Source organism: Micromonospora maris AB-18-032, assembly GCF_000204155.1.
Classification (GTDB): Bacteria; Actinomycetota; Actinomycetes; order Mycobacteriales; family Micromonosporaceae; genus Micromonospora; species Micromonospora gifhornensis.
Map to the genome: position 1 here is coordinate 4,953,253 of NC_015434.1, position 25,738 is coordinate 4,978,990.

At 72.0% G+C, this 25,738-nt stretch carries 19 protein-coding genes; 7 read left to right on the top strand and 12 right to left on the bottom strand.

The window, feature by feature from the left end; translation table 11 throughout:
- Positions 1-171 precede the first annotated feature (171 nt).
- The 7 genes from mraY to mraZ all read right to left on the bottom strand — a co-directional run bounded on the left by mraY (position 172) and on the right by mraZ (position 8,969).
- Positions 172-1,305: a phospho-N-acetylmuramoyl-pentapeptide-transferase gene (mraY, locus tag VAB18032_RS21790; protein ID WP_013735086.1), complete on the bottom strand. Its 1,134-nt coding sequence runs from the start codon at positions 1,303-1,305 to the stop codon at positions 172-174.
- The gene (locus VAB18032_RS21795) at positions 1,302-2,726 is read right to left on the bottom strand and encodes a UDP-N-acetylmuramoyl-tripeptide--D-alanyl-D-alanine ligase (RefSeq protein WP_013735087.1); all 1,425 of its coding nucleotides are present in this window, start codon (positions 2,724-2,726) and stop codon (positions 1,302-1,304) included. Before VAB18032_RS21795 ends, mraY begins: the two co-directional genes overlap by 4 nt.
- Positions 2,723-4,243, bottom strand: coding sequence for a UDP-N-acetylmuramoyl-L-alanyl-D-glutamate--2,6-diaminopimelate ligase (locus tag VAB18032_RS21800; protein ID WP_043721526.1), 1,521 nt, complete (start codon positions 4,241-4,243; stop codon positions 2,723-2,725). Before VAB18032_RS21800 ends, VAB18032_RS21795 begins: the two co-directional genes overlap by 4 nt.
- 159 nt (positions 4,244-4,402) lie before the next feature.
- Positions 4,403-6,619, bottom strand: coding sequence for a peptidoglycan D,D-transpeptidase FtsI family protein (locus VAB18032_RS21805; protein ID WP_013735089.1), 2,217 nt, complete (start codon positions 6,617-6,619; stop codon positions 4,403-4,405).
- A gap of 3 nt (positions 6,620-6,622) precedes the next feature.
- Entirely contained in the window at positions 6,623-7,231 is a 609-nt protein-coding gene (ftsL, locus tag VAB18032_RS21810) for a cell division protein FtsL (RefSeq protein WP_013735090.1), read from the bottom strand.
- Complete coding sequence (rsmH, locus tag VAB18032_RS21815; protein ID WP_043725325.1) at positions 7,228-8,328, bottom strand: 16S rRNA (cytosine(1402)-N(4))-methyltransferase RsmH; 1,101 nt, start codon at positions 8,326-8,328, stop codon at positions 7,228-7,230. Before rsmH ends, ftsL begins: the two co-directional genes overlap by 4 nt.
- 209 nt (positions 8,329-8,537) lie before the next feature.
- Positions 8,538-8,969, bottom strand: a complete 432-nt coding sequence (mraZ, locus tag VAB18032_RS21820) for a division/cell wall cluster transcriptional repressor MraZ (protein ID WP_013735092.1) — start codon at positions 8,967-8,969, stop codon at positions 8,538-8,540.
- A 345-nt stretch (positions 8,970-9,314) separates the two neighbouring features.
- Between mraZ and VAB18032_RS21825 the strand changes: the two genes are divergently transcribed.
- The 4 genes from VAB18032_RS21825 (at position 9,315) to VAB18032_RS30905 (ending at position 13,127) form a co-directional block, all read left to right on the top strand.
- Positions 9,315-10,562 (top strand): Mur ligase family protein, encoded by a 1,248-nt coding sequence (locus tag VAB18032_RS21825; RefSeq protein ID WP_043721531.1) that lies wholly within the window; start codon positions 9,315-9,317, stop codon positions 10,560-10,562.
- Entirely contained in the window at positions 10,552-11,274 is a 723-nt protein-coding gene (locus tag VAB18032_RS21830; RefSeq protein WP_013735094.1) for a type 1 glutamine amidotransferase, read from the top strand. Before VAB18032_RS21825 ends, VAB18032_RS21830 begins: the two co-directional genes overlap by 11 nt.
- A gap of 161 nt (positions 11,275-11,435) precedes the next feature.
- Positions 11,436-12,071 (top strand): TVP38/TMEM64 family protein, encoded by a 636-nt coding sequence (locus tag VAB18032_RS21835; RefSeq protein ID WP_415878017.1) that lies wholly within the window; start codon positions 11,436-11,438, stop codon positions 12,069-12,071.
- 256 nt (positions 12,072-12,327) lie between these two features.
- Positions 12,328-13,127 (top strand): IS5 family transposase gene (locus tag VAB18032_RS30905; RefSeq protein ID WP_162097628.1). Its coding sequence is split into 2 segments (ribosomal slippage): positions 12,328-12,664 and positions 12,664-13,127, totalling 801 coding nucleotides; the frame shifts between segments, so codons are not numbered across the junction.
- Positions 13,128-13,183: 56 nt separating this feature from the next.
- Here the strand turns inward: VAB18032_RS30905 and leuS are convergent.
- The gene (leuS, locus tag VAB18032_RS21850; RefSeq protein ID WP_013735098.1) at positions 13,184-16,042 is read right to left on the bottom strand and encodes a leucine--tRNA ligase; all 2,859 of its coding nucleotides are present in this window, start codon (positions 16,040-16,042) and stop codon (positions 13,184-13,186) included.
- Positions 16,043-16,498: 456 nt separating this feature from the next.
- Between leuS and VAB18032_RS21855 the strand changes: the two genes are divergently transcribed.
- The 3 genes from VAB18032_RS21855 to VAB18032_RS21865 are packed head-to-tail and all read left to right on the top strand — an operon-like array spanning position 16,499 to position 21,336.
- Positions 16,499-17,551, top strand: a complete 1,053-nt coding sequence (locus tag VAB18032_RS21855) for an AAA family ATPase (protein WP_013735099.1) — start codon at positions 16,499-16,501, stop codon at positions 17,549-17,551.
- A gap of 1 nt (position 17,552) precedes the next feature.
- A complete protein-coding gene (locus VAB18032_RS21860) occupies positions 17,553-18,848 on the top strand; it encodes a DUF58 domain-containing protein (RefSeq protein ID WP_013735100.1) in 1,296 nt (431 codons plus the stop codon).
- Between the two features lie 16 nt (positions 18,849-18,864).
- Positions 18,865-21,336: a transglutaminase TgpA family protein gene (locus VAB18032_RS21865; protein WP_013735101.1), complete on the top strand. Its 2,472-nt coding sequence runs from the start codon at positions 18,865-18,867 to the stop codon at positions 21,334-21,336.
- Positions 21,337-21,885: 549 nt separating this feature from the next.
- Here VAB18032_RS21865 and VAB18032_RS21870 read toward each other — a convergent pair.
- The 4 genes from VAB18032_RS21870 to VAB18032_RS21885 all read right to left on the bottom strand — a co-directional run bounded on the left by VAB18032_RS21870 (position 21,886) and on the right by VAB18032_RS21885 (position 25,730).
- Complete coding sequence (locus VAB18032_RS21870) at positions 21,886-22,281, bottom strand: DUF3040 domain-containing protein (RefSeq protein ID WP_013735102.1); 396 nt, start codon at positions 22,279-22,281, stop codon at positions 21,886-21,888.
- A 115-nt stretch (positions 22,282-22,396) separates the two neighbouring features.
- Positions 22,397-23,656 (bottom strand): DNA polymerase IV, encoded by a 1,260-nt coding sequence (locus VAB18032_RS21875; protein WP_013735103.1) that lies wholly within the window; start codon positions 23,654-23,656, stop codon positions 22,397-22,399.
- Between the two features lie 53 nt (positions 23,657-23,709).
- Positions 23,710-24,927 (bottom strand): alkaline phosphatase family protein, encoded by a 1,218-nt coding sequence (locus VAB18032_RS21880; protein ID WP_013735104.1) that lies wholly within the window; start codon positions 24,925-24,927, stop codon positions 23,710-23,712.
- Positions 24,924-25,730 (bottom strand): methyltransferase domain-containing protein, encoded by an 807-nt coding sequence (locus VAB18032_RS21885; protein WP_050814641.1) that lies wholly within the window; start codon positions 25,728-25,730, stop codon positions 24,924-24,926. The genes VAB18032_RS21880 and VAB18032_RS21885 overlap by 4 nt, the downstream gene beginning before the upstream one ends.
- Positions 25,731-25,738 lie beyond the last annotated feature (8 nt).

Here is a 25,738-nt window from a genome sequence, read left to right on the forward strand (position 1 = left end):
CCATCATCGCCGCTGCCACCACCTGACACCCCCGGTATCCCCCACTCGGCGTGTCGCACCCCTCCCACCCCACCCCTCGTTCTCCGCGTTGATCAAGAGGTCTGCGTCAGGAATCCGCTGTCCGGAGACGCAAACTTCTTGATCAACCGGGGAGCCCGGGGGGTGAGGGGGTCAGCCCATGTTGGCCAGGAAGTCGCTGTAGAAGAGACCCAGGGCGATGGCTACGCCGATGCCGGCGATGATCCAGAAGCGGACCACGATGTTGACCTCGCTCCAGCCGGCCAGTTCGAAGTGGTGCTGGAGGGGGGACATTCGGAAGACGCGCTTGCCGGTGGTCTTGAAGGAGATGATCTGGATGACCACCGACATGGTGATGATCACGAACAGGCCGCCGATGATCGGCAACAGCAGGATGGTGCGGGTGGACATCGCCATGCCGGCGATCAGACCGCCCAGGCCGAGTGCGCCGGTGTCGCCCATGAAGATCCGGGCGGGCGAGGTGTTCCACCAGAGGAAGCCCACACAGGCGCCGGCCGCCGCTCCGGCGATCAACGCGATCTCCAGCGGATCCCGGACGGTGTAGCAGTAGTTGTTCGGGTTGGCGGTGTACGCCGGGTCGGCACACCAGTGCCGGTACTGCCAGAACGCGATCACCGCGTACGCGCCGAGCACCATCACCGACGCGCCGGTGGCCAGGCCGTCGAGGCCGTCGGTGAGGTTCACCCCGTTGGTCGCCGCCATCACCACGAAGATGAAGATGATCACCGCGCCGATCTTGGTGACGTCCAGCGCCGGAATGTCCCGGATGAAGCTCAGCGTGGTGCTGCCGACGGTCTCGGTGTTGGTCTGCGCGCCGGTGGCGTCGGTCATCGTGGACGGGAAGTAGAGCGCCACCACGCCGAACACCGCGCCGACCAGGATCTGCCCGAGCAGCTTGCCCCGGGCGCTCAGACCGCCGCTGTGCCGCTTGCGCACCTTGAGGAAGTCGTCGATGAAGCCGACCGCACCGGCGAAGACCATCAGCCCCAGCAGCACCAGCGCGGTGATAGTCGGCTCGACCTGGGCGATCTGCGCGTCCGGCAGGGTGGTCAGGGCCAGGTGCCCGGCGACGTACGCGATCACGGTGGCGAGGATGAACACCACGCCGCCCATCGTCGGCGTGCCCTTCTTGCCCTGGTGCATCTGCGGGCCCTCGGCCCGGATGGGCTGGCCCGCCTTCAGCCGGGTGAAGACCCGGATCGCGATCGGGGTGCAGAACAGCGAGACCAGGAAGGCCACCCCGATGGCCACGATGACGGCCCTCACGCGGCGCCACCTCCGGCCGCCGGATCAGCCGGGCCGGTGGCGACGGCGTCGGCACGCAGCGCGTCGGCCACCTCCCAGGTCCGGTACCGGGACCCCTTCACCAGGACCACGTCCCCCGGTCGTAGCTCGCTGCGCAGCACCTGAACGGCCGCCGCCTGATCGGTGAGCAGCACCGATTCTCCTCCCCAGTCACCTACCGATGTCGCCCCGTGGTGGATCGGCGCCGCCGCCTCGCCAACCACGAGCAGCCGGTCGACGCCCAATTCGGCCGCGAGCCGGCCCACCTCGGTATGTCCCTGCGCCTCGAACTCGCCCAACTCGGCCATGTATCCGAGCACCGCGAAGGTGCGCCGTCCCGCTCCGACGCCGGCCAGCGCCCGCAACGCCACCGACATCGACGCCGGGTTGGCGTTGTACGAGTCGTCGATCACCGTCACGCCGTCGGTGCGCTCGAAGACGTCCATCCGGCGGGTCGAGACCAGCCCGAGCTCGCCCAGCGCGACCGCGATCTCGACCAACGGCATGCCGAGTTCCCGCGCCACCGCCGCGGCGGCGAGAGTGTTCCAGACCTGATGCCGCCCGGTCAGCGCGAGCCGCACCGTCGCGCTGCCCTCCGGCGTCACCAGGGTGTACGCGGGCCGCCCCCGCTCGTCCAGCGTCACGTCCACCGCCCGCACGTCGGCGTGCGCCGCCTCGCCGTAGCGGACGACCCGGGCGGTCGTACGGCCGGCCATCGCGTCGACAAGCGGATCGTCGGCGTTGAGCACCGCCAGGCCGTCCGCCGGCAGCGCCTCGACGAGTTCACCCTTGGCCAGCGCGATGTTCTCCTGCGAGCCGAACTCGCCGATGTGCGAGACCCCGACGTTGAGCACCACGGAGATGCGCGGCGGCGCCACCTCGCACAGGTACCGCACGTGCCCGATGCCCCGGGCACCCTTCTCCAGCACCAGGTAACGCGTCGAGGGCACCGCCTGCAACGCCGTGTACGGGTGACCCAGCTCGTTGTTGAACGACCCGGGCGGCGCCACCGTCTCCCCCAGCCGCGCGGTCAGCTGGGCGATCAGGTCCTTGGTGGTGGTCTTGCCGGACGAACCGGTCAGCCCGATCACGGTCAGCTGCGGCAGCCGGTCCACCACGGCACGCGCCAGCCGGGCCATCGCGGTCAACGCGTCGGCGACGACGACCATCGGCACCCCGGGCACCTCACGGGTACCCAGCACCGCCGCCGCGCCGGCCTGCACCGCTGCGGCGGCGTAGTCGTGCCCGTCCACCTTCTCCCCGTCGAAGGCGACGAAGAGCCCGCCGGAGGTGACCTTGCGGGAGTCGAACTCCACGCTGCCGGTGACCTGTGCGGTCGGGTCGGCGGCCACCAGCCGTCCGTCGACGGCCGACGCGATCTCGGCCAGACTCAGTGCGATCATCGCTGGCCTCCCAGGCTGCCGAAGCGGGCCCGCAGCGCGTCGGCCAGTTCGGTCACGTCGTCGAACGGAAACACCTCACCGGCGATCTCCTGACCACGTTCGTGGCCCTTGCCGAGCACCGCCACCACATCGCCAGGTTCGGCCTGGCGGACCGCCTCGTCGATGGCCGCGCGCCGCCCGGCCACCTCGACGATCCGGGTCCGCGTCCCGGCGTCGTACGCCCCGGCGAGCACCTCGGCGCGGATCGTCGCCGGGTCCTCGGTGCGCGGGTTGTCGTCGGTCACCAGCACCACGTCGGCTCCCTTTGCGGCGGCCGCGCCCATCGCCGGCCGCTTGCCCCGGTCCCGGTCACCGCCCGCGCCGATCACGCAGATCAGCCGGCCGCTGCTCAGTTCCCGCAGGGCGGCCAGGACGGCCACCACCGCGTCGGTCTTGTGCGCGTAGTCGACGACGCCGCGTACCCCGCCGGCCACGCCCACCGACTCCAGCCGCCCCGGTACGCCGCCGCAGGCGGCCACCCCCCGCGCCGCGGTGGCCGCATCCACCCCGGCGGCGACCAGCACGGCGACGGCCAGCAGGGCGTTCGCCACGTTGTGCCGTCCGGGCAGCGCCACCCCGGCGTCGAGGACCAGCCCGTCCGGGCCGTGCAGGGTGAACCGCTGGGCGTACCCCTCGCCGTTGACGTCCTCCGCCCACCAGGTGGCGGAGGGGTCACCGGCGGCCGAGTAGCTGATCGTGGCGGGCTTGAACAGGGCCTTCAGCGCCGGGTCGTCATGGTTGAGCACCTCGTGGGCGCAGCGGCCGTCGAACAGTCGGGCCTTGGCCGCGAAGTAGTCGTCGGCGTCGGCGTGGAAGTCGAGGTGGTCGGAGCCGAAGTTGGTCCAGCCACCCACGTCGAAGCGCACCCCGCCGACCCGCCCCATCGCCAGGGCGTGGCTGGACACCTCCATGACCACCGCGGTGACGCCGCGTTCGAGCGCGGCAGCGAGCATCGCGTGCAGGTCGGTGGCCTCCGGCGTGGTCCGTACGCTGTCCAGCACCAGATCGCCGAGGCGGGTCTCCACGGTGCCGATCAGGCCGGTGGTGTGACCGGCGGCCCGCAACCCCGACTCGACGAGGTACGCGGTGGAGGTCTTGCCGGCCGTGCCGGTCACCCCGATCACCGTCAACTTCTCGGTCGGGTCGCCGTAGACGGCCGAGGCGAGCGTGCCGAGCACCGCACGCGGGTCGGCCACCACCAGGGTCGGCAGTCCGTACCCGGCGGCCAGTTCGGCACCGGCCGCATCGGTGAGCACGGCGACCGCGCCGGCCGCCGCCGCGTCGGCGACGAACTCCGCGCCGTGCCGCCGGGCACCGGGCAGGGCCGCGTACAGGTCGCCGGGGTGGACCTCACCGCTGGCGTGGGTCACCCCGGTCACCGTCGCATCGACGGTGGTGGGGGGCGCCACGGCGAGCCGGGCGGCTAGGTCACCGAGCCGGATTCCGGTCACGGTACGGGGACGAGGATTGCCGCGCACGGCGTCAGACCCTACCCGGTCGCCCGCTGATGGCCGCACGGCGCGCCTGAATCTCCGCCACAGGGAGTCGAACCGCAGGTCGTGAGTGACCGGCGAACCGAAGGCAGGGTCGACCCGCCGGCCGGGTGTGCCGGCGGGTCGACCCTGGCGCACTCCGGCCTACGGGAAGACGGTGAACTTCGGCGGCGCCTCGCTCGACGGCGGCACCTTGAAGTGCCGCAGGGTGAAGGTCATCATGTCCCGGAATGCCGGAGCTGCGACCTTTCCGCCACCACCGCTCGGGCTGTGCACGAAGACCGCGATCACGTAGCGCGGGTTCTCCGCCGGTGCCATCCCGATGAACGAGGCCACGTCGCCGGGCTGCTTCTTGCCGTCGACCAGCCGCCAGCCGGTGCCGGTCTTGCCGGCCACCCGATAGCCGGGGACGGCGGCGGCCAGCCCGGTGGCGTTCTCCACGGTGGTGACCGCCTCCATGATGGTCCGCAGCGCCTTGGCGTTGTCGGGGCTGAGCACCGGCCGGGTCGCCGGCGGCTCGGCCGGGGTCCGGTTGCCCTGCGGGTCGATCGTCTCCTTGACCAGGTGCGGCTGGACGTACGTGCCGTCGTTGGCGATGGCGGCGTACGCGGCGGCCATCTGCAACGGGGTGGCGTCCACGCTGTGCCCGATCGGCACCGACCCGTGCGACGAGTCGCTCCACTCGGACAACGGCAGCAGCCGGCCGCTGGCCTCCCCCGGCATGCCGACACCGGTCGGCTTGCCCAGGCCGAAGCGGCGCTGGTAGTCGATCAGGCGTTCCGGGCCGAGCTTGTCGGCGATCTGGATGGTGCCGACGTTTGAGGAGTAGGCCATCATTCCGGCCACGCTCATCCGGCGACCGTTGGCGAAGTGCGTGTCCGGGAACCAGGTGTCGCCCTTGCGGATGGCGTTGGACACCGGGAACGACGTGTCGGGGGTGATCACCCCCTCCTGGAGCGCCGCCCCGAAGGTGATCGCCTTGTGCACCGAGCCCGGATCGACCACGAAGCTGGTGGCCGCGTCCTCCCGGTCGGTCGGGTCGCTGTGCTGCGGCCGCGCCGCGTTGTAGGTCGGCTCGCTGGCCTGCGCCAGCACCTCCCCGGTACGCACGTCGATCACCACCGCCGCGGCGGTGCTGGCCTGCGCCGCCTTGGCCTGCTCGCTGAGGATCCGCTGGCACATGAACTGCAGGTCCCGGTCGATGGTCAGCACCATCGAACTGCCCGGCTTGGCCGGGGTGGTGCGGCTGTAGCCGCCGGGGATGGGCGCACCGAGGCCGATCTCGAAGGTCCGTTCGCCGTCCTCGCCGTGCAGCAGGTCGTCGTAGCGCGCCTCCAGCCCTTCCAGCCCGGCCATGTCGATGCTGGTGAAGCCGATCAGGTTGGCGGCCAGGTCACCGCCGGGCACCTCGCGTCGCTCGTCGCGTTGGGTGTAGATGCCGGACAGTTCAAGCTTCATGATCTCGCGGGCCCGGTCGATGTCCACCCCCCGGGCCAGGTACTCGAACCGCGAGTCGACGCCGTACCGCTTGCGGGGTCGCATCTTCTCAGCCAGTTCCGAGGCGGGGATGCCGAGCAGCGGGGAGAGCGTCCGGGCGGTGGACTCGATGTCCTCGACCCGGGTGGGGTCGGCGTAGACGTAGCGGGCCTCGACGCTGTGCGCCAGGGCCGCGCCGTCCCGGTCGTAGATCGCCCCACGCGGCGCGGGTAGCTGCACGGTCCGCAGCCGGTCGGCCACCCCGCCGTCGGCGTACGCGGGCGTGTCCACCGCCTGGAGCACGACGAGCCGGATGCCGATCGCGACGAACATGGCCATCACCAACGCGGTGCCCAGCCGTAGCCGGCGCACCGGATCGGCGAGCCTCGGCGGGCGGGGCGGCTTGCGGGCCGGGCGGCGCGGGGCCGCCCGCTCCTCGCGGCGCGGGTCCCGGCCACCGACCCGCCGACGTGGCGGCTCGACTGCCTCGCCACCCGGGGTGCGGGCCGTGACGGTACGCACCACCGGGGTCCGGCCGGTGCCGCCGTCCCGACGGGTCGGACCGCCCGGCCGGCCACCGGCGCGGGTCGCCGCCGCCCGACCACCGTCGAGCACCTGCAGGGCCGGCCGGAACGGATCCTGCGACCGACTGCTCCGCGGGGTACGCCGCTGCTCGGTCCGCCCGGCCGCCGGGGTGCCGCCGCCTTCCCGGATGGTGCGGCCCCGCGGGGTGTACGCCCGGGCGTCGGAGATGCCACCGATGCCCGGTTCGCCACCGCGCTCCCCGGTGGCGCGCGGCGGTACCCCCCGATCCGATGCACCACGCGACGAACCGCGCCGGGAGCCTGTGGCGTCCCGGCGCGGTTCCTCCGACCTCGATGGCACGGTCTACCCCTCCGCGCCCTGGGTGCTCGTGATCGACGCCTGCCCACCGGCCGGCTGCGGCACGCCGATCAGCTTGCCGTCGGGCAGCCGGATCAGAGCCGGCTCCCCCGACTCGACCAGCCCCAGCTTGCGGGCCTGGGCGGCCAGGTTGCCCGGCGCCTCGGCGTCGGCGATCTGCTTGGTCAGCTGCTGCTGCTCCACGTCGAGCTTGGCCTGCTGCTCCTGCAACTCCAGCAACCGGAAGGCGTTCTCGTTGATCTTCGTGTTGACCGCCAGGATGCCCAGCACCCCGCCGACGACAAGCATCACGACCAGTGCCGCGAACGGCGCCCGAGGCACCCGCACCGGCGGCGGCGGAGCGACCCGCAGTCGCGGTGCCGCCTCCCGCTGCGGCTCGCTGACACCGGCCCGCTCGACCGGCCGCAACGCGGCGCTGCCCTCGGTGCGGAACTCGCGCGCCCCCCGGGCGCGAGTCTGCTCCAGCGGGCTCATCCGCTCCGTACGCCGGGTGGTGTCCCCGGTCCCCCGAACCCGCTCCGCCGCGATCCGGCCCCCCGACCGCGGTGCGCGCTGCCCGGCGCCGGTGACGTTCCGGCGCTTGTCGACGCTCATGTTCCCTCCCCCTCTTCGTCCGTCGTCTCCCCCGGCCGCGGACCCGATTCGGATCCGACGGCCGATCCCGTCCCCGGTTGGTGCATCGCCTTGACCCGGCGGCGGTACCGTTCGCGGTCGGTACGCCCCTGCTGCCGGGCCTGCGGGTCGATCCGTTCCGCCGCCCGCAGCCGCACTGAGGCGGCTCGCGGGTTGGCGGCGACCTCCGCCTCCCCGGGCAGCTCCGCACCCCGGCTGAGCAGCCGGAACGTCGGCTCCGACCCGGGTAGTTCGACCGGGAGGTCGATCGGGCCGGTGCTGCGGACCCGGTCGGCGAGCGCCTGTTTGGTGAGCCGGTCCTCCAGCGAGTGGTAGGACAGGACCACCAGGCGACCGCCGACGGAGAGTCGGTCCAGGGCGGCCGGCAGCGCCGTCTCCAGCACTGCCAGTTCCCTGTTTACCTCGATCCTCAAAGCCTGAAACGTTCTCTTTGCCGGGTGTCCACCCGTTCGTCGGGCTGGTGCCGGAATCGACTCCCGGACCAGCTCGGCCAGCCGCGCCGACGAGGTGATCCGGACGCGTTCCCGTTCCCGGATGATCGCCGAGGCGATCCGGCCGGCGAACTTCTCCTCGCCGTACACCCGCAGCACCCGGGCCAGCTCCGGATGGGTGTACGTGTTGACCACCTCTTCGGCGGTCACCCCCCGGGTCTGGTCCATCCGCATGTCCAGCGGCGCGTCCTGCGCGTACGCGAACCCGCGGTCGGGCGCGTCGAGTTGCAGCGAGGAGACGCCGAGGTCGAACAGGATCCCGTCGACGGTCGGATAGCCCAGCCGGTCGAGCACCTCCGGCAGCTCGTCGTAGACGGCGTGCTCCAGGTGGACCCGGTCGGCGAAGCGGGCCAGCCGCACCCGAGCGTGCTCAAGCGCCTCGGTGTCCCGGTCCAGGCCCACCAGGATCGTCTCCGGATGCGCCTGCAGGACCGCCTCGGCATGGCCGGCCAGACCCAGTGTCGCGTCGACGTGCACGGTGCGCCCGCCGCGGCCCAGTGCGGGGGCCAGCAGCTCGAGACACCGCTCAAGCAGCACCGGCACATGCGTGCCGCGTAGCTCCCCCATGTCGACCCCCACTGGCTTGACCTTGTTTTCTTCTGCGTCCTGCTCGTCGGACGACGCCGTGCCGTCGTACCGCCAGATCCCCATCCGCTCCCCGCCCGCCCGTCGGGCCACAGCCCTCCGTGTCGGATCGTGCGCCTGGCACCGGGGAAGGGATGCCAGGAACTCGAAAGCGGCTGGAGATCTCGCAGTACGTCGGGCGTCGTCACGCCCTACAGACCGCCGGGCAGCACCCCTTCCTCGATGTCGGCGAAGTCGTCTTCGCTCTCGGCGAGGTAGGTCTCCCAGGCGACCTTGTCCCAGATCTCCACCCGGGTGCTCGCGCCGATGACCACCAGGTCCCGGTCGAGCCCCGCGTAGCTGCGCAGGTGTGCCGGGATGGTCACCCGGCCCTGCTTGTCGGGCACTTCGTCGTGTGCGCTGGCGAAGAAGACACGGCTGTAGGCCCGGGCCGCCTTGTGTGTCATCGGCTGCGCACGCAACTGATCCGCGATGCGCTGGAACTCAGGCGTCGGGAAGACGTAGAGGCAGCGCTCCTGCCCTTTGGTGATCACGACACCCCCCGCCAGCTCATCCCGGAACTTCGCCGGAAGGATCAACCGGCCCTTGTCGTCCAGGCGCGGAGTGTGGGTGCCGAGAAACACGGCCCAACCCCCTCGCCCTTCTAGCGGCGTTCGCGCGCCGCTGACCCCCCGGGCCGGTGGGCCCTCCCGGCCTCACCAATGCGCCCCACTCTACTCCACTTCCCTCCACCCGCAACCAGATTGGACCGCGTGGCGCGCCACGTTGGACCACAAAAGCGCACGTCAGTCGGGGTGGGGCGGAGTGGAGGGCGCAGCGGCCTCCGCGGCCCGGTCCGCTATCCGACATAGATCGACTCCGGCCGGCCAGCCGCCACCGACCACATCGCCGACAAAGCCCACCCGAACGGATCGGCAATCTGAGCCCTGCCATGGTCCGGTAACCTCGCTCGCGTGACGGACGCAAAGATGCCCCTTCGGGCAAAGGTGGCCAGTTCCGTGTCACGGACCGCCGCGGCGCTGTCGCGGGCCGCGGGCCGTGGCGACGGTTCGGTGATCGGCGGCTGGATCGGCTTGAAGATCGACCCGGACCTGTTGGCCCACCTCTCCGCCGGTCGGGCCATCGCGCTGATCTCCGGCACCAACGGCAAGACAACCACCACCCGACTGGCCGCCGCGGCCGTCGGCGTGCTCGGTCGGGTCGCCACCAACTCGTTCGGCGCCAACATGCCCACCGGCCACACCTCGGCGCTGGCGAAGGCGGGCAGCACCCCGTACGCCGTGCTGGAGGTCGACGAGCACTACCTCGCGCAGGTGATCGAGGCGACCGAGCCGCACGTGGTGGCGCTGCTCAACCTCTCCCGCGACCAGCTGGACCGGGCCAAGGAGGTCGCCATGATGGCGCAGCTCTGGCGCGCGGCGCTGGTCCGGCACCCCGACATCCGCATCGTCGCCAACGCCGACGACCCGATGGTGGTCTGGGCGGCCACCCCGCCGGCCACCCACGATCAGCGGATCACGCCGCCGCACGTCACCTGGTTCTCCGCCGGGCAGCGCTGGCACGACGACTCCTGGGTCTGCCCCGAGTGCGGGTCCACCATCCAGCGCTCGGGTGAGCAGTGGTGGTGCACCGGCTGCCCGCTGCGCCGGCCGCAGCCGCAGTGGACCGTCGACGACCAGGGCGTCCTCGACCCGACCGGCGCCTGGTACAAGGTCAAGCTCCAGCTTCCGGGCAAGGTCAACGTCGGCAACGCGGCCACCGCGCTGGCCGTCGCCGCCGAGTTCGGCGTACGCCCGTTCGACGCCGTTCCGCGCCTGGCCGATGTCACCTCGGTCGCCGGACGCTACGCCCAGGTCGTCCGGGACGGGCGTACGGTCCGCCTGCTGCTGGCCAAGAACCCGGCCAGTTGGCTGGAGGCGTTCGACATGGCCGAGCTGGCGCCGACACTGCTGTCCATCAACGCGCGGGATCCCGACGGGTTGGACACCTCATGGTTGTTCGACGTCGACTTCGCCCCGCTGCGCGGACGCCAGGTGCTGATCACCGGCGACCGGGCGTACGACCTGGCGGTCCGCCTCGACGTCAACGACGTGCCGTTCCAGCACGTACGCACGTTCGACGACGCCGTGCGGGCGGTACCGCCGGGGCGGCTGGAGGTCATCGCGAACTACACCGCGTTCCAGGACATTCGAGCGGAGTTGGACCGTGTCAACTGAGACCCTGCGCATCGTCTGGATCTACCCCGACCTGCTGTCCACCTACGGCGATCGCGGCAACGCGCTGATCCTGGCCCGGCGGGCACGCCAACGCGGGTTCCCGGTCGAGGTGCTGGAGGTCCGCTCCGACCAGCCGCTGCCGACCACCGCCGACATCTACCTCATCGGTGGCGGCGAGGACGGGCCGCAGGCGCTCGGCGCACAGCGACTGCTCGCCGACGGCGGCCTGCACCGGGCCGTGGCCCAGGGCTCGGTGGTGTTCGGGGTCTGCGCCGGCTACCAACTGCTCGGCACCTCGTTCTTCGCCAAGGGCACCCAGTACCGCGGCCTGGAACTGCTCGACCTCAGCTCGGACCGGGGCGCCAGCCGGGCGGTCGGCGAGCTGGCCGGGGACATCGACGCCCGGCTGGGCCTGCCGCCGCTGACCGGCTTCGAGAACCACGGCGGTCGCACCCAGCTCGGCCCCGGGGTGTCCCCGCTGGCCCGGGTCACCGCCGGAGTCGGCAACGACGGCGCCACCGAGGGAGCCTGGCGGGGCAAGCTGCTCGGCACGTACTCCCACGGGCCCGCGCTGGCCCGTAACCCGGCCCTGGCCGACCTGCTGCTGCGCTGGGCCACCGGCGCTCAGCAGTTGCCGCCGCTGGACGACACCTGGGCCGACCGGCTGCGCGCCGAGCGTCGAACCGCGGTGGCAGCTGCCGCCCGGCCATGATCCCGGCCGTCCGGCGGCTGCTCGGCCGCCGGTCACCAAACCCCGCCGGCCCTCCGTCCGGCGGCGCTTCTGGCGGCGGCGCTTCTGGCGGCAACGCTTCGGCCCGCGCGGGACGACGGGTGTGGCGCGTCGTCGCGACGTCGTCGGCGCTGCGGTTCGGCATGCTGCTGTTCCTGCTCGCCGGATTCGGGGTGATGCTGCTGCTCACGCCGCTGCCCGACCCGGCGACGCTGCCGCACCTGGCCGACCGGCTGGGCGGGTTCGCCCCGGTCGCGGCGGTCCTCGGCGGTGCGCTGCTGCTGGTCGCGCTGGTGCCGCGTACCTTCATCACGCTCGCCGCCGGCGCGATCTTCGGAATGCTGCCCGGCGCCCTGTACGCGTTGGGTGCCGCGCTGCTCGCGGCGGCGGTCGGTTTCGCCGTCGGCCGGCTGCTCGGTCGGGACTTCGTCGCCGAGCGGGTACGCGGCCGGCTGGCCCGGTTGGACCGCTGGTTCACCCGGCAGAGCGTCTTCGGGGTGATGACCGTACGGCTGCTGCCCATCTCCGGGTTCGGCCTGGTCAGCTACGGCTACGGCACCACCGGCGCGCGACTGCTGCCCTTCCTCACCGGCAGCGTCATCGCCTCCGCGCCGACCGCGTTCGGCTACGCGGCCCTCGGTGCCGCCGTCACCTCCCCCGGCGGGATCAACTGGTACGCCGCCGCCCCCGCCGCCCTGGGCTTCATCGCCAGCGCAGTACTGCTCACCCGCTGGTGGCGCGCCGAACGCCGAACCCGCGCCACCCTCCCCCTCAAGTAAGCCTCCGCCACGCGCCACGTCGTGCGAGAGGATCACCCGCACTTCATGGTCACGCTCGATGTGGGATCGAGTGGTCTCGCAGCACGGCAAGGCGACTCGATCCCACATCGAGCGTGATCCCGCGGCCTCGCCACTCAAGAGGGCGAGGTGCCGGTCGGTGCATGTTAAGAACTCCTAACTAAATGATGTTGGGCGCGTCCTCGGGACGTGAGGATCGTTCTGTCTGGATGTGAGGAGGGGTGAGCAGCCGCCGTGGATCGTGTCGGACGAGTTGTGGGCCGAGATCGCGCCGTTGTTGCCACCCCGCTCGCCCCGTCGGCGCCGATATCCCGGTCGTAAGCCCCTGGATGACCGCAAGGTGTTGTGCGGGATCCTGTTCGTGCTCTACACCGCGATCCCGTGGGAGTACCTGCCCCAGGAGTTGGGCTTCGGGTCCGGGATGACCTGCTGGCGCAGGCTGCGGGACTGGAACAACGCTGGGGTGTGGCAACGGCTGCACGAGATACTGCTGGCCCGTCTGCGGGGCGCCGGACAGTTGGACATGTCGAGGGCGGTGATCGACGGGTCCCACATCCGGGCGCTCAAAGGCGGCCCAAAACCGGTCCGAGCCCGGTCGACTGCCGCCGTCCGGGCTCGAAACACCACGTCATCACCGACGCCGGCGGAATCCCTCTCGCCGTCACGCTGACCGGCGGTAACAGGCACGACTCCACCCAGACCACCGTGTTGCTCGACGCCATCCCTGCGATCGGCGGATGTCCGGGACCACCCCGGCGGCGCCCCGACCGGTTGTATGCCGACCGGGGCTACGACTACGACAGCCACCGCCAACAGGTCCGCGGCCGAGGCGTCACCCCGGTCATCGCCCGACGCGGCACACCCCACGGCTCCGGCCTCGGCACCACGCGATGGGTCGTGGAACGCACCATCGCCTGGCTGCACTGGTTCCGCCGCCTGCGCATCCGCTGGGAAATCCGCGACGACATCCACGAAGCCTTCCTCAGCCTCGCCTGCGCCCTCATCTGCTGGCGACAACTCCAACGCACCCAAAGTTAGGAGTTCTAAGAAGGGGCCCTTCCTCTACACGAGGCGTTAGGAAGGGCCCCTTCCTTTCACAGCACCACGGAGACCATGCGGCCGGGGATCACGATGACCTTGCGGGGGTCCTTGCCGGCCAGTACGGCGGCCACCGCCTCCAGCGCCTGTTCCCGCACGCTCTCCTCGGTCGCGTCGGCGGGGACCTCGATGCGGCCCCGGACCTTGCCGTTGACCTGCACCGGGTAGGTGACCGACTCGGCGACCAGCAGGGCCGGGTCGGCGACCGGGAAGTCCGCGTAGGTCAGCGAGGTGTCGTGACCCAGTCGCCGCCACAGCTCCTCGGCGATGTGCGGGGCGACCGGGGCCAGCATCAGCACCAGCGGCTCGGCCACCTCGCGCGGGGTGGCCGGCAACCGGGTCACCCCGTTGGTCAGCTCGATCAGCTTGGCGATCGCGGTGTTGAACCGGATCGCCTCCATGTCGCCCCGGACGCCGTCGATCACCTTGTGCAGCAGTCGCCGGGTCGCCTCGTCGGCCGGGGTGTCGACCACGCGGGACGCGCCGGTCTGCTCGTCGACGATGGCCCGCCAGACGCGCTGCAGGAACCGGTACGAGCCGACCACCGCCCGGGTCTCCCACGGGCGGGACACCTCCAGCGGCCCCATCGACATCTCGTACACCCGGAAGGTGTCGGCGCCGTAGGCGGCGCACATCTCGTCCGGGGTGACCACGTTCTTCAGGGACTTGCCCATCTTGCCGTACTCGCGGTTGACCTGGACGTCGCCCAGGTAGAAGCCGCCGTCGCGTTCGACGACCTCCTCGGCGGGCACGTACGCGCCCCGGGCGTCGGTGTACGCGTACGCCTGGATGTAGCCCTGGTTGAACAGCTTGCGGAACGGCTCGAAGCTGGAAACGTGGCCCAGGTCGTACAGCACCTTGTGCCAGAACCGGGCGTACAGCAGGTGCAGGACGGCGTGCTCGGCACCGCCGACGTACAGGTCCACGCCGCCGCAGTCGCCCTCGCTGCGCGGGCCCATCCAGTAGCGCTCGTTGTCGGCGTCGACGAACCGTCCCTCGTTGGTCGGGTCCAGGTAGCGCAGTTCGTACCAGCAGGAGCCGGCCCACTGCGGCATCACGTTGGTCTCGCGGGTGTACCGCTTGGGCCCGTCGCCCAGGTCCAGCTCCACCTCGACCCAGTCGCGGCGGCGTGACAGCGGCGTCTCCGGGTCGCTGTCGGCGTCGGACGGGTCGAAGGTGCGCGGGGAGAAGTCGTCCACCTCGGGCAGCTCGACCGGCAGCATCTCCTCCGGCAGCGCGATGGCGGTGCCGTCGGCGTCGTACACGATCGGGAACGGCTCGCCCCAGTAGCGCTGCCGGCTGAACAGCCAGTCCCGCAGCCGGTAGGTGGTCGCGCCCTGACCGTTGCCGGTCTCCTCCAGCCAGGCGATGATCCGGGCCTTCGCGTCGGCCACCCCCAGGCCGTTCAGGTCCAGGCCGCGGTCGGGCGCGGCGCTGTTGATCGCCGGCCCGTCCCCGGTGTACGCCTTGCCGTCGAAGCCTTCCGGCGGCGCCACGGTACGCACGATCGGCAGCTCGAAGACCTCGGCGAAGTCCCAGTCCCGCTCGTCCTGGGCGGGCACCGCCATGATCGCGCCGGTGCCGTAGCCGGCCAGCACGTAGTCGGCGATGAAGATCGGGATCTGCCCGCCGGTGACCGGGTTGGTGGCGTACGCCCCGGTGAAGACGCCGGTCTTCTCCTTGGTGTCGGCCTGCCGCTCCACGTCGGTCTTGGCCGCCGCCGCCTTGCGGTACGCCTCGACGGCGGCCCGGGGGCTGGCGTGCCCGCCGGTCCACGCGTCCCGGGTCCCCTCCGGCCAGGCGCCCGGCACCAGCGCGTCGACCAGCTCGTGCTCGGGCGCCAGCACCATGTAGGTGGCCCCGAAGACGGTGTCCGGCCGGGTCGTGAACACCCGGATCGGGGCGGTCGCCGTCGGGAAGTCGATGTGGGCGCCGGTGGAGCGGCCGATCCAGTTGCGCTGCATCAGCTTGATCGGCTCGGGCCAGTCCAGCTTGTCCAGGTCGTCCAGCAGCCGGTCGCCGTACGCGGTGATCCGCATCATCCACTGCTTCAGGTTGCGCTTGAAGACCGGGAAGTTGCCCCGCTCGGAGCGGCCGTCGGCGGTGACCTCCTCGTTGGCCAGCACGGTGCCCAGGCCGGGGCACCAGTTCACCGGCGCCTGCGACACGTACGCCAGGCGGTGGTCGTCGATGATCGCCCGCTGCTCGGCGGCGGACAGCTCACCCCACGGGCGTCCGTCCGGGGTGCGTCGGGTACCGCCTGCGAACTCGGCGGTCAGCTCGCTGATCGGGCGGGCCCGACCGGCGTCGCGGTCGTACCAGGAGTTGAAGATCTGCAGGAAGATCCACTGGGTCCAGCGGTAGAAGTCGGTGTCGATGGTGGCCACCGAACGCCGCTGGTCGTGGGCCAGGCCCAGCCGGCGCAACTGCTCCCGGTACCGCTCGATGTTGGCCTCGGTGGTGGTCCGGGGGTGGGTGCCGGTCTGCACCGCGTACTGCTCGGCGGGCAGGCCGAAGGCGTCGAAGCCCATCGCGTGCAGCACGTTGCGCCCGGCCATCCGCTGGTAGCGGGCGAAGCAGTCGGTGCCGATGTAGCCCAGCGGGTGCCCGACGTGCAGACCCGCGCCGGACGGGTACGGGAACATGTCCAGCACGTACAGCTTCTCGGCGCCGGAGCGCGGGTGGCCCGGGTCGGCCAGCGGGCCGGACGGGTTCGGCGCGTGGAAGGTGCCGTCGCGTTCCCAGACGTCCTGCCAGCGGCGTTCGATCTCGTCGGCCAGCGTCGCGGTGTACCGGAACGGTGGGGTGTCGCTCGTCGGGGTGGCTGCCTCGCTCGCTCGTTGCCGCTCGCTCATGGCCTTCTCCTCGCATCGCTCGGCGGAGTCTGTCGGAGTGCTGGCTGGTCTCGGATCTGTCTCGGCGGCCCGCCCCGACCCGGCGGCGGGCACGAAAAAGCCCCTCACGCAGGAGGGGCCGCCGTGCTGTCGCGCCTTCAGCGCATCAGCACGGCTGGGTAAGCAGGAAGACTCCGGCCATGTCCGGCAGTGTACCGCCAACCGGTACGACCGCGTCGTGCACCACCCACCCGGACCCCCATCACCCGACAAGAACCAGCGACATGCGCTGCGTGAGTGACAAACCGGTGCGTAAGCACTCAAACAGCTGCGCAGGTCGGCGTCGGCGACAAACATGGTTAGCCTGAGAGGCCAGTGAGATTGTTGCGGCAGACGAGGCTTGCACGTCGCGAACCCAACGGCGGGGCCAGGTGCTCTTACAACAGAGCTGCCGTGATGGCGACGAGGAGGAGGCCCGTGACACAGCAGACCTGGGACGAGGTTGGCGGCCTGTTGCCGTTCGACGAGTTCCGCGCCGCGAGCGACGCCATCGTGGCCAACATCGAACAGGTAATCGAGGGCAAGACCGCCACCGTGCGGCTCGCCCTGGCCGTCCTGCTCGCCGAAGGTCACCTGCTCATCGAGGATGTGCCGGGGGTCGGCAAGACGAAGTTGGCCAAGGCCCTGGCCCGTTCGATCGACTGCTCGGTACGGCGCATCCAGTTCACCCCCGACCTGCTGCCCAGCGACGTCACCGGGGTCAGCGTCTACAACCAGGAGACGCACGACTTCGAGTTCCGGCCGGGTGCCGTCTTCGCCAACCTGGTCGTCGGCGACGAGATCAACCGGGCCTCGCCGAAGACCCAGTCCGCCCTGTTGGAGTGCATGGAGGAACGCCAGGTCACCGTCGACGGGGTGACCTACCAGCTGCAGACGCCGTTCATGGTGATCGCCACTCAGAACCCGATCGAGATGGAGGGGACGTACCCCCTGCCGGAGGCGCAGCGGGACCGCTTCACCGCCCGGATCGCGATGGGCTACCCGGACCCGACCGCCGAGCTGGCCATGCTCGACGCGCACGGCGCGGTGGATCCGCTGGCGGCGCTGCGGCCGGTCTCCGACGCCGAGACGGTACGCCGGCTGATCGGCCACGTCCGGCAGGTGCACGTCGCCGACGCGGTCAAGCAGTACGCCATCGACCTGGTCACGGCGACCCGCGAGTCGCCCGACCTGCGACTCGGCGCGTCCCCCCGGTGCACGCTGCAACTGCTGCGTACCGCGCGGGCGGTGGCCGCCCTCGACGGGCGCGACTACGTGCTGCCGGACGATCTTCAGGTGCTCGCCGTGCCCGTGCTGGCGCACCGGCTCATCCCGACCGCCGACGCCCAGCTCGCCCGCCGCACCACCGACGCGATCATCGCCGACCTGGTGCACCGGTTGCCGCTGCCGCACGACCGTAAGCGCTCGCCGTACGACAACCGGCCGCCGACCGGCAACGGCCGGCCCCCCTTCGAGCCGCGGAGGCCGTGACGTGCGTGACGGTCTGCGCGGACTGACCACCCGTGGCCGCTCGTTCCTGGCCGCCGCGGTGGCGGCGGCGATCTCCGCCGGCATCCTCGGCGAGAAGGATCTGCTGCGGGTGGCCGTGCTGCTGGCCGTCCTGCCCCTGCTGGCCGCCCTCTACGTCGGCCGTAGCCGGTACAAGCTGGCCTGTCATCGGTCGCTTGAGCCGCACCGGATACCGGTCGGCGCGAACGCCCGGGTGGTGCTGCGGTTGCAGAACATGTCCCGGCTGCCCACCGGCACCCTGCTGCTGGAGGACCGCCTGCCGTACGCGCTGGGCAGCCGCCCCCGGGTGGTGCTGGAACGCCTCGGCGCGCACCAGGCCAGCTCGGTGGCGTACACCGTGCGGGCCGACGTCCGCGGCCGGTACGAGGTGGGTCCGCTGGTGGTCCGGTTGACCGACCCGTTCGGGTTGTGTGAACTGACCCGGGCCTTCCCCGGCACCGACCGGCTCACGGTCATCCCGCAGGTGGTGCCCCTGCCGTCGGTGCGGCTGCCCGGGGAGTACACCGGCAGCGGGGAGAGCCGGGCCCGCTCGGTCGCGGTGCACGGCGAGGACGACGCGGCGACCCGTGAGTACCGCCGCGGCGACGATCTGCGCCGGGTGCACTGGAAGTCGACCGCCCGCACGGGTGAGCTGATGGTGCGGCGCGAGGAGCAGCCCTGGGAGAGCCGGGCCACCGTCGTGCTGGACACCCGGGCGTACGGCCACCACGGTGACGGGCCGACGGCCAGCTTCGAATGGGCCGTCTCGGGGGCGGCAAGCATCGCCGTCCACCTGCGCCAGGCCGGCTACAAGCTGCGCCTGGTCACCGGGGGCGGTGCGGACGTCGACGCGGGCGAGGGCGGCGACGGGCTGCTGCTCGACCATCTCGCGGAGGTCCGGCTGGACCAGCGGGTCGAGATCACCACCCTGATGCAGCACGTCCGGCAACGCGCCGACGGCGGCCTGGTCATCGGCCTGTTCGGGTCGCTGAGCACCGCCGAGGCGGAGTTGCTCGCCGGTCTGCGGGCCAACAACGCCACCTGCGTGTGTTTCCTGCTGGACAGCTCCGCCTGGCTCAACCTGCCCGCACCCGCCCGGGCCGAGGCCGACCAGGCACACGACGCCGCCGCCCTGGTCCTCCTCCAGGCCGGCTGGCGGGTCATCGGTGTCGACCACGGCGCGCGACTGCCGGCGCTCTGGCCGCAGGCCGGCCGCGGCTCACAAGGGTTCGCCCTGCGTGCGGCGATGGCCGAGACGGTGGCCGGCGGCGTGCGATGAACGGAAGGTCCCCCTCATGATCGCCCACCGGAACCTGGGCCTGGTGGCCGCCGCAGCGACGCTGCTCGCCGCCGCGCCCCTGTCGGCCATCTTCGAACGCTGGACGTGGTTCGTGCAGGCCGTCATCGCGGTGGCCGCGGTGGCCGCCGCGGCGGCGCTGGCCCGGCTCGGCCGGGCCCCGCTCTGGGCCCAGGTGCTGGCCATGCTGGGTGGCCTCGTGCTCGCCCTGACCTGGCTGTTCCCCAGCGGTTCCGAGTTGCTGGCCGTGCTGCCCGCACCGGGCACCTTCGGGCACTTCGCCGAGCTGCTCACCGGCTCGGTCCACGACATGCGCTCCTACGGGGTGAAGGTTCCCGACACCGATCCGCTGCTGTTCGTCACCGTGCTCGGCATCGGCGCGGTGGCGGTGCTGGTGGACGTGCTCTGCGTCGGGATGCGCCGCCCGGCCCTGGCCGGACTGCCGATGTTGGCCATCTACTCGGTGCCGGTGGCGGTCTACGTGGACAGCGTCCCTCCGCTGCCGTTCGCCATCGGCGCCGCCGGTTTCCTCTGGCTGCTCGTCACCGACAACGTGGACCGGGTCCGCCGGTTCGGCCGCCGGTTCACCGGCGACGGTCGCGACGTCGACGTGTGGGAGGCCTCTCCGTTGGCCGCCGCGGGCCGACGGCTGGCCGTGCTGGGCCTCGCGCTGGCGGTACTGGTGCCGCTGGCCGTGCCGGGGATGACCGTCGGCCTGATGAACTCGCTGAACTCCGGTGCCGGTTCCGGCCTCGGCGGCACAGGGCTGGGCGGTTCCCCCGGTCGGGTGGACCTGTTCGCCGCGCTCAGCGGTGAACTCAACCAGTCGCAGGTGACCGACCTGGTCAAGGTCACCACCACCGAGGAGGAGCCCTTCTACCTGCGCTTCGGCGTCGCCGACGACCTGCGCGCGGACGGCTTCCGGGTCCGCGGCCCCAACGGTCAGCGAGCCACCGGGGACCTGCCCGACCCGGGCGGGCAACGACCCGGCGTCGAGCGTACGCAGCACCGGGCCACCGTGGAGGTGTCCCGCGAGCTGAACATGCCGCTGCTGCCGTTCTACACCGAGCCGGTCAACTTCTCCGACCTCGGCAACAACTGGTTCTACGACCCCAACCTGCAGGTGCTCTTCTCCAACCGGGACAACTCCCGGGGCAAGAAGTTCTCGTTCGACTACGTGCGTTCGACGTACACCCCGCAAGCCCTGCGCTCGGCGCAGCCGCTGCCGGCCGACCTGCCGTTGCGTCGGCAACAGACCGTCACCCCCGACGTGCCCGAGGTGCGGGCCCTCGTCGCGGAGCTGACCCAGGACAAGCGCACCGAGTACGACAAGGTGCGCGCCCTCTACGACTACTTCTCCGAGGACAACGGCTTCACCTATCAGCTGAGCACCGCGGAGGGCACCAGCGGCCAGCAGATCCTCGACTTCCTGGAGAACAAGGCCGGCTACTGCCAGCAGTACGCCGCCGCACTGGCCTGGATGGTGCGCGACGCCGGCATCCCGGCCCGGGTCGCGTTCGGCTTCACCAACGGCAACCGGCGCAGCGGTGACACGCTGACCCTGACCAACCGGAACCTGCACGCCTGGACCGAGGTCTACTTCGACCAGATCGGCTGGGTGCCGTTCGACGCCACCCCGACCTACGGGGTGCCCGGCTCGACCCGCTCCGCCTGGGCGCCGGACGTCGACGCCCCGGAGGAGACCACGCCGCAGACCGACACGTCGGACACGCCCGACGACACCGACCCCACGGAGACACCGGATCGCGGTCCCAACCAGTTCGAGGAAGGTGTCGACACCGGCGCGGGCGCCGGCCCGAACACCCCGGCCAGCCCTACGTCGACCTGGCCCTGGCTGACCGTCGCCGGCCTGCTGGCGCTGCTCGCCCTGCTCGCCGTACCGGCGCTGCGCCGACTCGCCCTGCGGCGACGACGCGGTCGACTCGCCCCGGTCGCCCGGACACTCGACCCGTCGACCGCGGACTCGACCACCACTGGTCAACCACGGGTAACGGTCAGCACCGATCCGGACCGGGCCCGCGCGGACGCCCACGCCGCCTGGGACGAGCTGATCGACACACTTGTCGACTACCGGGTCCGGGTGGACCCGACGGAGACCCCCCGGGCGACCGCCGACCGGCTGGCCCGGGAGTCGATCGGCACCGACACCGACGCCGGTACGGCCGTACGCCTGCTCGGGCGGGCCGAGGAGCGGGCCCGCTACGCGCGCGACCCGTTGACCGGCGAGCCCCTGCCAGCCGCACTGCGCACGGTGCGCAGCGCCCTCGCCGGGCAGGCCGACCGCCGTACCCGCCTGCTGGCGACCGCATTGCCGCCCTCGGTGCTGGGCCGTTGGCGTACCGCCGTCGCGGACACCTCCGCCCGCCTGGTCACCTCCGGCGGACAACTCCGCTCCCGACTCCTACGCTTCAACCCCCGCCGCCTACTAGCCACCCGCACCACCCGCTAACCCCCCACCCCCACTCCCCCGCCCGCCCGGCCCCGTACCCCGCCCCCGTACCCCCGCGATCTTGCAGTTTCGGTCGCCCGAATGACCGTTTCGCTGCAATAAGTCCCGACCGAAAGTGCAAGATCGCGGGGCGCGGGGGTGGGCGGGACGCAGGACAGGACGGGACGGTGCGCGACGCGGGCACGGGATCCTCACGCCCACGATCTTGCAGTTTTGGTCGCCTAAATGCCCGTCTTGACCCATTAAGTCCCGACCAAAAGTGCAAGATCGCGGGGCGCAGGAGCGCGGGGCGCGGGGGCGCGGGGCGCGGGGGCGCGGGGTGGCGGGCGCGGAGGCCCACGAGGGCGCAGGGTCACACGGGACCGGGTGTCGAGGACGCCCGACCATGGGGGATGGGTGAGCGCGAGGTGGGGTTAGGGGGGGTGGAGGGTGGGGTGGGGCAGGCGGATGGCTCGATCGACCGGGGGTCGATCGAGCTCAGGTGTGCGCCCCGGGGTGGGCCCGGTGACGCGATCCGCCGCCTAAGGCTGCATGGGCCGGATCACCGGGTCAGCGGTGCCCCTCCGGGCGCTGCCGCCACCGGTCCTCCATCCGGTCGATGAAGCCCGGCCGCCGGCCGGCACGACCGCGGGATCGGCGACGACTCGCCGTGCCCCCGACCACGTGCAGGTCCGGCGACTGCGATCGACGGTGCGACTGCACCGCGAACGCGGCCGAGGCCAGCATGACAACGAATCCCGCCACTGCCAGCGGCGGAGTTTTGATCACCGCGCCATATACCAACAACGCCAAGCCGGCGATGATCAGGCCGGCAGCGACGAGCAGGCGACGCCGCGCGTGGAAGCGCGGATCGCTGGCGCGCACGGCCGAGGCGAATTTGGGGTCCTCGGCAAGCGACCGCTCGATCTGCTCGAACAGCCGCTGCTCGTGCTCCGAGAGCGGCACGGCACTCCTCCCCGGTCACGTTGGTCGGTCCGGTCGGGCCGACAGACCGTGGCAGCCAACCGGCTGCTTACCCGCAAGTCTACGAGGGGGCTCGCGCGTCGGAAAGCGGGACGACCTATGGCCGCGTCGGATTTTCCTTTCGTCGCGTATCTCGGCCGCTGAGAAGACTCGCCGGGCCTATGACGGACCGCCCGAATCGGGCAGCCGCCGCGTCGGCGGCGACCTCCGCCTCCCGCCATCCGCGCTCCGGTTCACCAAGGGTGAGCTGCCGGGGTGTGGCGTCCGCCCGGTGCAGTCCTTCCGCTCGTACTCCGACAAGACGGATTTGCTCGCCGGACGGCAGGGCGGCGAACAAGGACCACGCTATGTCGAAGATCTCCCGAGCGACGTCGGTGGGTACTTCCAGAGTGCGCGATCGACTGATGGTGCGGAAATCCGACATCCGCACTTTAATCGACACGGTCCGCCCGACCTGTTCGGCATCGCGCAGTCGAGCACCGACCTTCTCGGCCAGCGCGAGGAACGTCCGGCGGAGGTGTTCCGGGTCGTCGACGTCGACGTCGAAGGTGACTTCCGCACCGATCGACTTTTCCACCTGCTCGGGGCTGACCCGGCGCGGATCCCGCCCCCAGGCCAGCTCGTGCAGGTGCGCGGCGGCGGCCTGACCCAGCGCGGTACGCAGCATGCCGATCGGCGCCTGGGCGAGGTCACCGACGGTACGCAGACCGAGCCGCAGCAGCGCCTCAGCGGAACGCTCCCCCACCCCCCACAGCGCCGACACCGGCAACGGGTGGAGGAAGTCGAGCACCTGGGCGGCCGGTACGACGAGCAGCCCGTCGGGTTTGGCCCGGGTCGAGCCGAGCTTGGCGACGAACTTGCTCGGCCCCACCCCCACCGAACAGGTCAGTCCCTGTTCGGCCGCGACCCGTTCACGGATGCGGCGGCCGATCGTCGCGGGTGAGCCGAACAGCCGCCGGGCCCCCGCGACGTCGAGGAACGCCTCGTCCAGCGAGAGCGGCTCGACCAGCGGAGTGACGTCCCGGAAGATCTGCATGACCGCTCGGGAGGCGGCCGTGTAGCGGGTGAAATCCGGCGGCAGGAAGATCGCGTGCGGGCAGAGGGCGCGGGCCCGCATCGTGGGCATCGCGCTGCGTACGCCGTACTGTCGGGCCTCGTAGCTGGCGGAGCTGACCACCCCGCGCGGCCCGACTCCGCCGACCACGACGGCCCGGCCGCGCAACTCCGGCCGGTGCCGCACCTCCACCGAGGCGTAGAAGGCGTCCATGTCGACGTGCAGGATCGGGCAGCCGGTGTCGTCGGCGTCCGGCCCGAAGCGGGGATCACCGCCCCGAGGTAACGACTGGCTGCGGCCCACCCGGGCAGGTTAGCCCCCGACACCGACATCCCCGGCACCGACATCCAGGCCGGTCAGCCCCGTACGACAAGCAGTGGGATGGTCATCTCGGCCGCCGTGTCCGCGCCGTGGAAACCCACCAGCCGGGACAGCATCGGGCTCTCCGACCGGCTGGCCAGCACGGCGTACGTGTCGTTGCAGACCACCACGATGTCGCCGATGCGGCGCAGGTGTTCCTCGGATACCGGCCCGAACCAGCCGGTGGCCACCGCCTCGTCGCGGGTCAGCACCCGGGCGGCCGGGCCCAGCACCTGCGACCAGGCGGCCCGTACGTCTTCGGTGGCCCCCGGGACGACGTGCAGGTAGCGCACCCGGGGTTCCCCCGCGACCACCTGCAACCCGGCGGTCAACCGGGGGTCGGTGTCCAGGTCGAACCGGTGCTCGGCCGGCACGTTCAACTGCCCGTGGTCGGCGGTGACCAGCAGCGCCGCGTCCGACGGCAACCCGTCCACCAGCCGGGCCAACAGCGCGTCCAGGTCGGTGACGGCGGTCCGCCAGGGCACCGAGTCGACGCCGCTGAGGTGGCCGTGCCGGTCGACGTCCGGGTGATAGCCGGAGACCAGGGTGGGTCCGGTCCCGGCGGTCAGGGCGGCCAGCATCGTGGCGGCCAGCGCGTCGACCCCGGCGGCCCCCCGGTAGTCGCCTCCCCGGTTGGCGGCCACGGTCAGGCCGCTGCCACCGAACTCCGGCCGACTGACCACTGTCACCGCGACACCGGCGGCCCGGGCGCGTTGCAGCGCGGTGGTGACCGGCTGCCAGCGCATCGGTGGCGGGTCGTCGGTCCACTCGATGTGGTTGAGCACCCGGTCGGTGCCGGGCACCCGCAGGGTGAAACCGAGCACGCCGTGCGCGCCGGAGGCCGTACCGGTGCCCAGGGTGACCAGGCTGGTCGGGGTGGTGGAGGGGAATCCGCAGGTGAGCGGTCGTCCCGTGGTGGCGGTCAACCCGGCCAGGGTCGGCGCGTACGGCGCGGCGATCGGGAGCTGGTGCCAGCCGAGCCCGTCGACCAGCAGCACCGCGACGCGGCGCACCCCGGCCAGTTCGTCGGCGAGCCCGAGCAGGTCGGTGCCGCCGGGCACGCCGAGCACCGCCAGTGCGCTGGGCAGCACGTCCGCCAGGCTTCTCCCGCCGTACTCCGGCGTCACCGGTGCGAGGAGAGAGCCCTGGACGCGTTCGCTGCCTCCCGGATGCGGCACGGCGGTGACGCCGGGCGTGGCGGTGGTGTCGGTCATGCCGGGCGGCGGGCGAACAGGTGCAGTTGCACGGCGAGGTCCCGCCAGGGCGAGCGGGCGGCCAGCGCCCGCTCCAACTCGACAAGGGCACCCTGTTGACCGTCTGCCACGGCCGCGGGCAGCAGGTCGGCGAGGACGCGTACGCCGTGGATCTCCTCGACGGTGAGACCGGCGGCGGTCAACAGCGCGGCGGCGCTCTCGGCGTCGAAGCGGCGGCGCAACGTGTCCCGGGGCCCGGCGGTGCCGGTGGGGTCGGTGGCCAGTGTGGCGGCCACGTCGAGGTGCCCGTTCATGGCCCGGCCGAGCACCGCCGCCGACCGGCCGGCGACCAGCACGCTCGCCGCGCCGCCGGGACGCAGCGCGGTGGCCAGCGCGGCCACCACCGACGCCGGCTCGTCGACCACCTCCAGTACGGCATGACAGAGCACCAGGTCGACGCTGTCCGGCTCGACCAGCCCGGCGAGCGCGTCACCGTCACCCTGCACCGCGCGTACCCGGTCGGCCACCCCGGCCTCGGCGGCCCGGCGGCTGAGCGCGGCGAGCGCGTCCGGACTGGCGTCGACCACGGTGACCCGATGCCCGGCCTGGGCCAGCGGCACGGCGAAGCCACCCGTGCCGCCACCCACGTCCAGCACGGTCAGTTCGGCGGAGGGCCGACGGTCCAGCTCGGCGCGCAGCACCGACCAGACCACGGCGGTACGGGGGGTCAACGGCGGCCCGGCCGCGCCTGGGGTCTGTTCCACCCGGTCGAGCCTAGGGCCTGCCCCGCCGGCCCTGCAGCCGAGGTTGAGTCCACCGGGCATCGGCCCCG

Bases quoted from the DNA above. Each gene is read 5' to 3' on its own strand.
- VAB18032_RS21795 (WP_013735087.1), bottom strand. From the start codon at position 2,726: ATGATCGCACTGAGTCTGGCCGAGATCGCGTCGGCCGTCGACGGACGG.
- ftsL (WP_013735090.1), bottom strand. From the start codon at position 7,231: ATGAGCGTCGACAAGCGCCGGAACGTCACCGGCGCCGGGCAGCGCGCA.
- rsmH (WP_043725325.1), bottom strand. From the start codon at position 8,328: ATGGGGGAGCTACGCGGCACGCATGTGCCGGTGCTGCTTGAGCGGTGT.
- VAB18032_RS21825 (WP_043721531.1), top strand. From the start codon at position 9,315: ATGCCCCTTCGGGCAAAGGTGGCCAGTTCCGTGTCACGGACCGCCGCG.
- VAB18032_RS21835 (WP_415878017.1), top strand. From the start codon at position 11,436: ATGCTGCTGTTCCTGCTCGCCGGATTCGGGGTGATGCTGCTGCTCACG.
- leuS (WP_013735098.1), bottom strand. From the start codon at position 16,042: ATGAGCGAGCGGCAACGAGCGAGCGAGGCAGCCACCCCGACGAGCGAC.
- VAB18032_RS21865 (WP_013735101.1), top strand. From the start codon at position 18,865: ATGATCGCCCACCGGAACCTGGGCCTGGTGGCCGCCGCAGCGACGCTG.
- VAB18032_RS21880 (WP_013735104.1), bottom strand. From the start codon at position 24,927: ATGACCGACACCACCGCCACGCCCGGCGTCACCGCCGTGCCGCATCCG.
- VAB18032_RS21885 (WP_050814641.1), bottom strand. From the start codon at position 25,730: ATGCCCGGTGGACTCAACCTCGGCTGCAGGGCCGGCGGGGCAGGCCCT.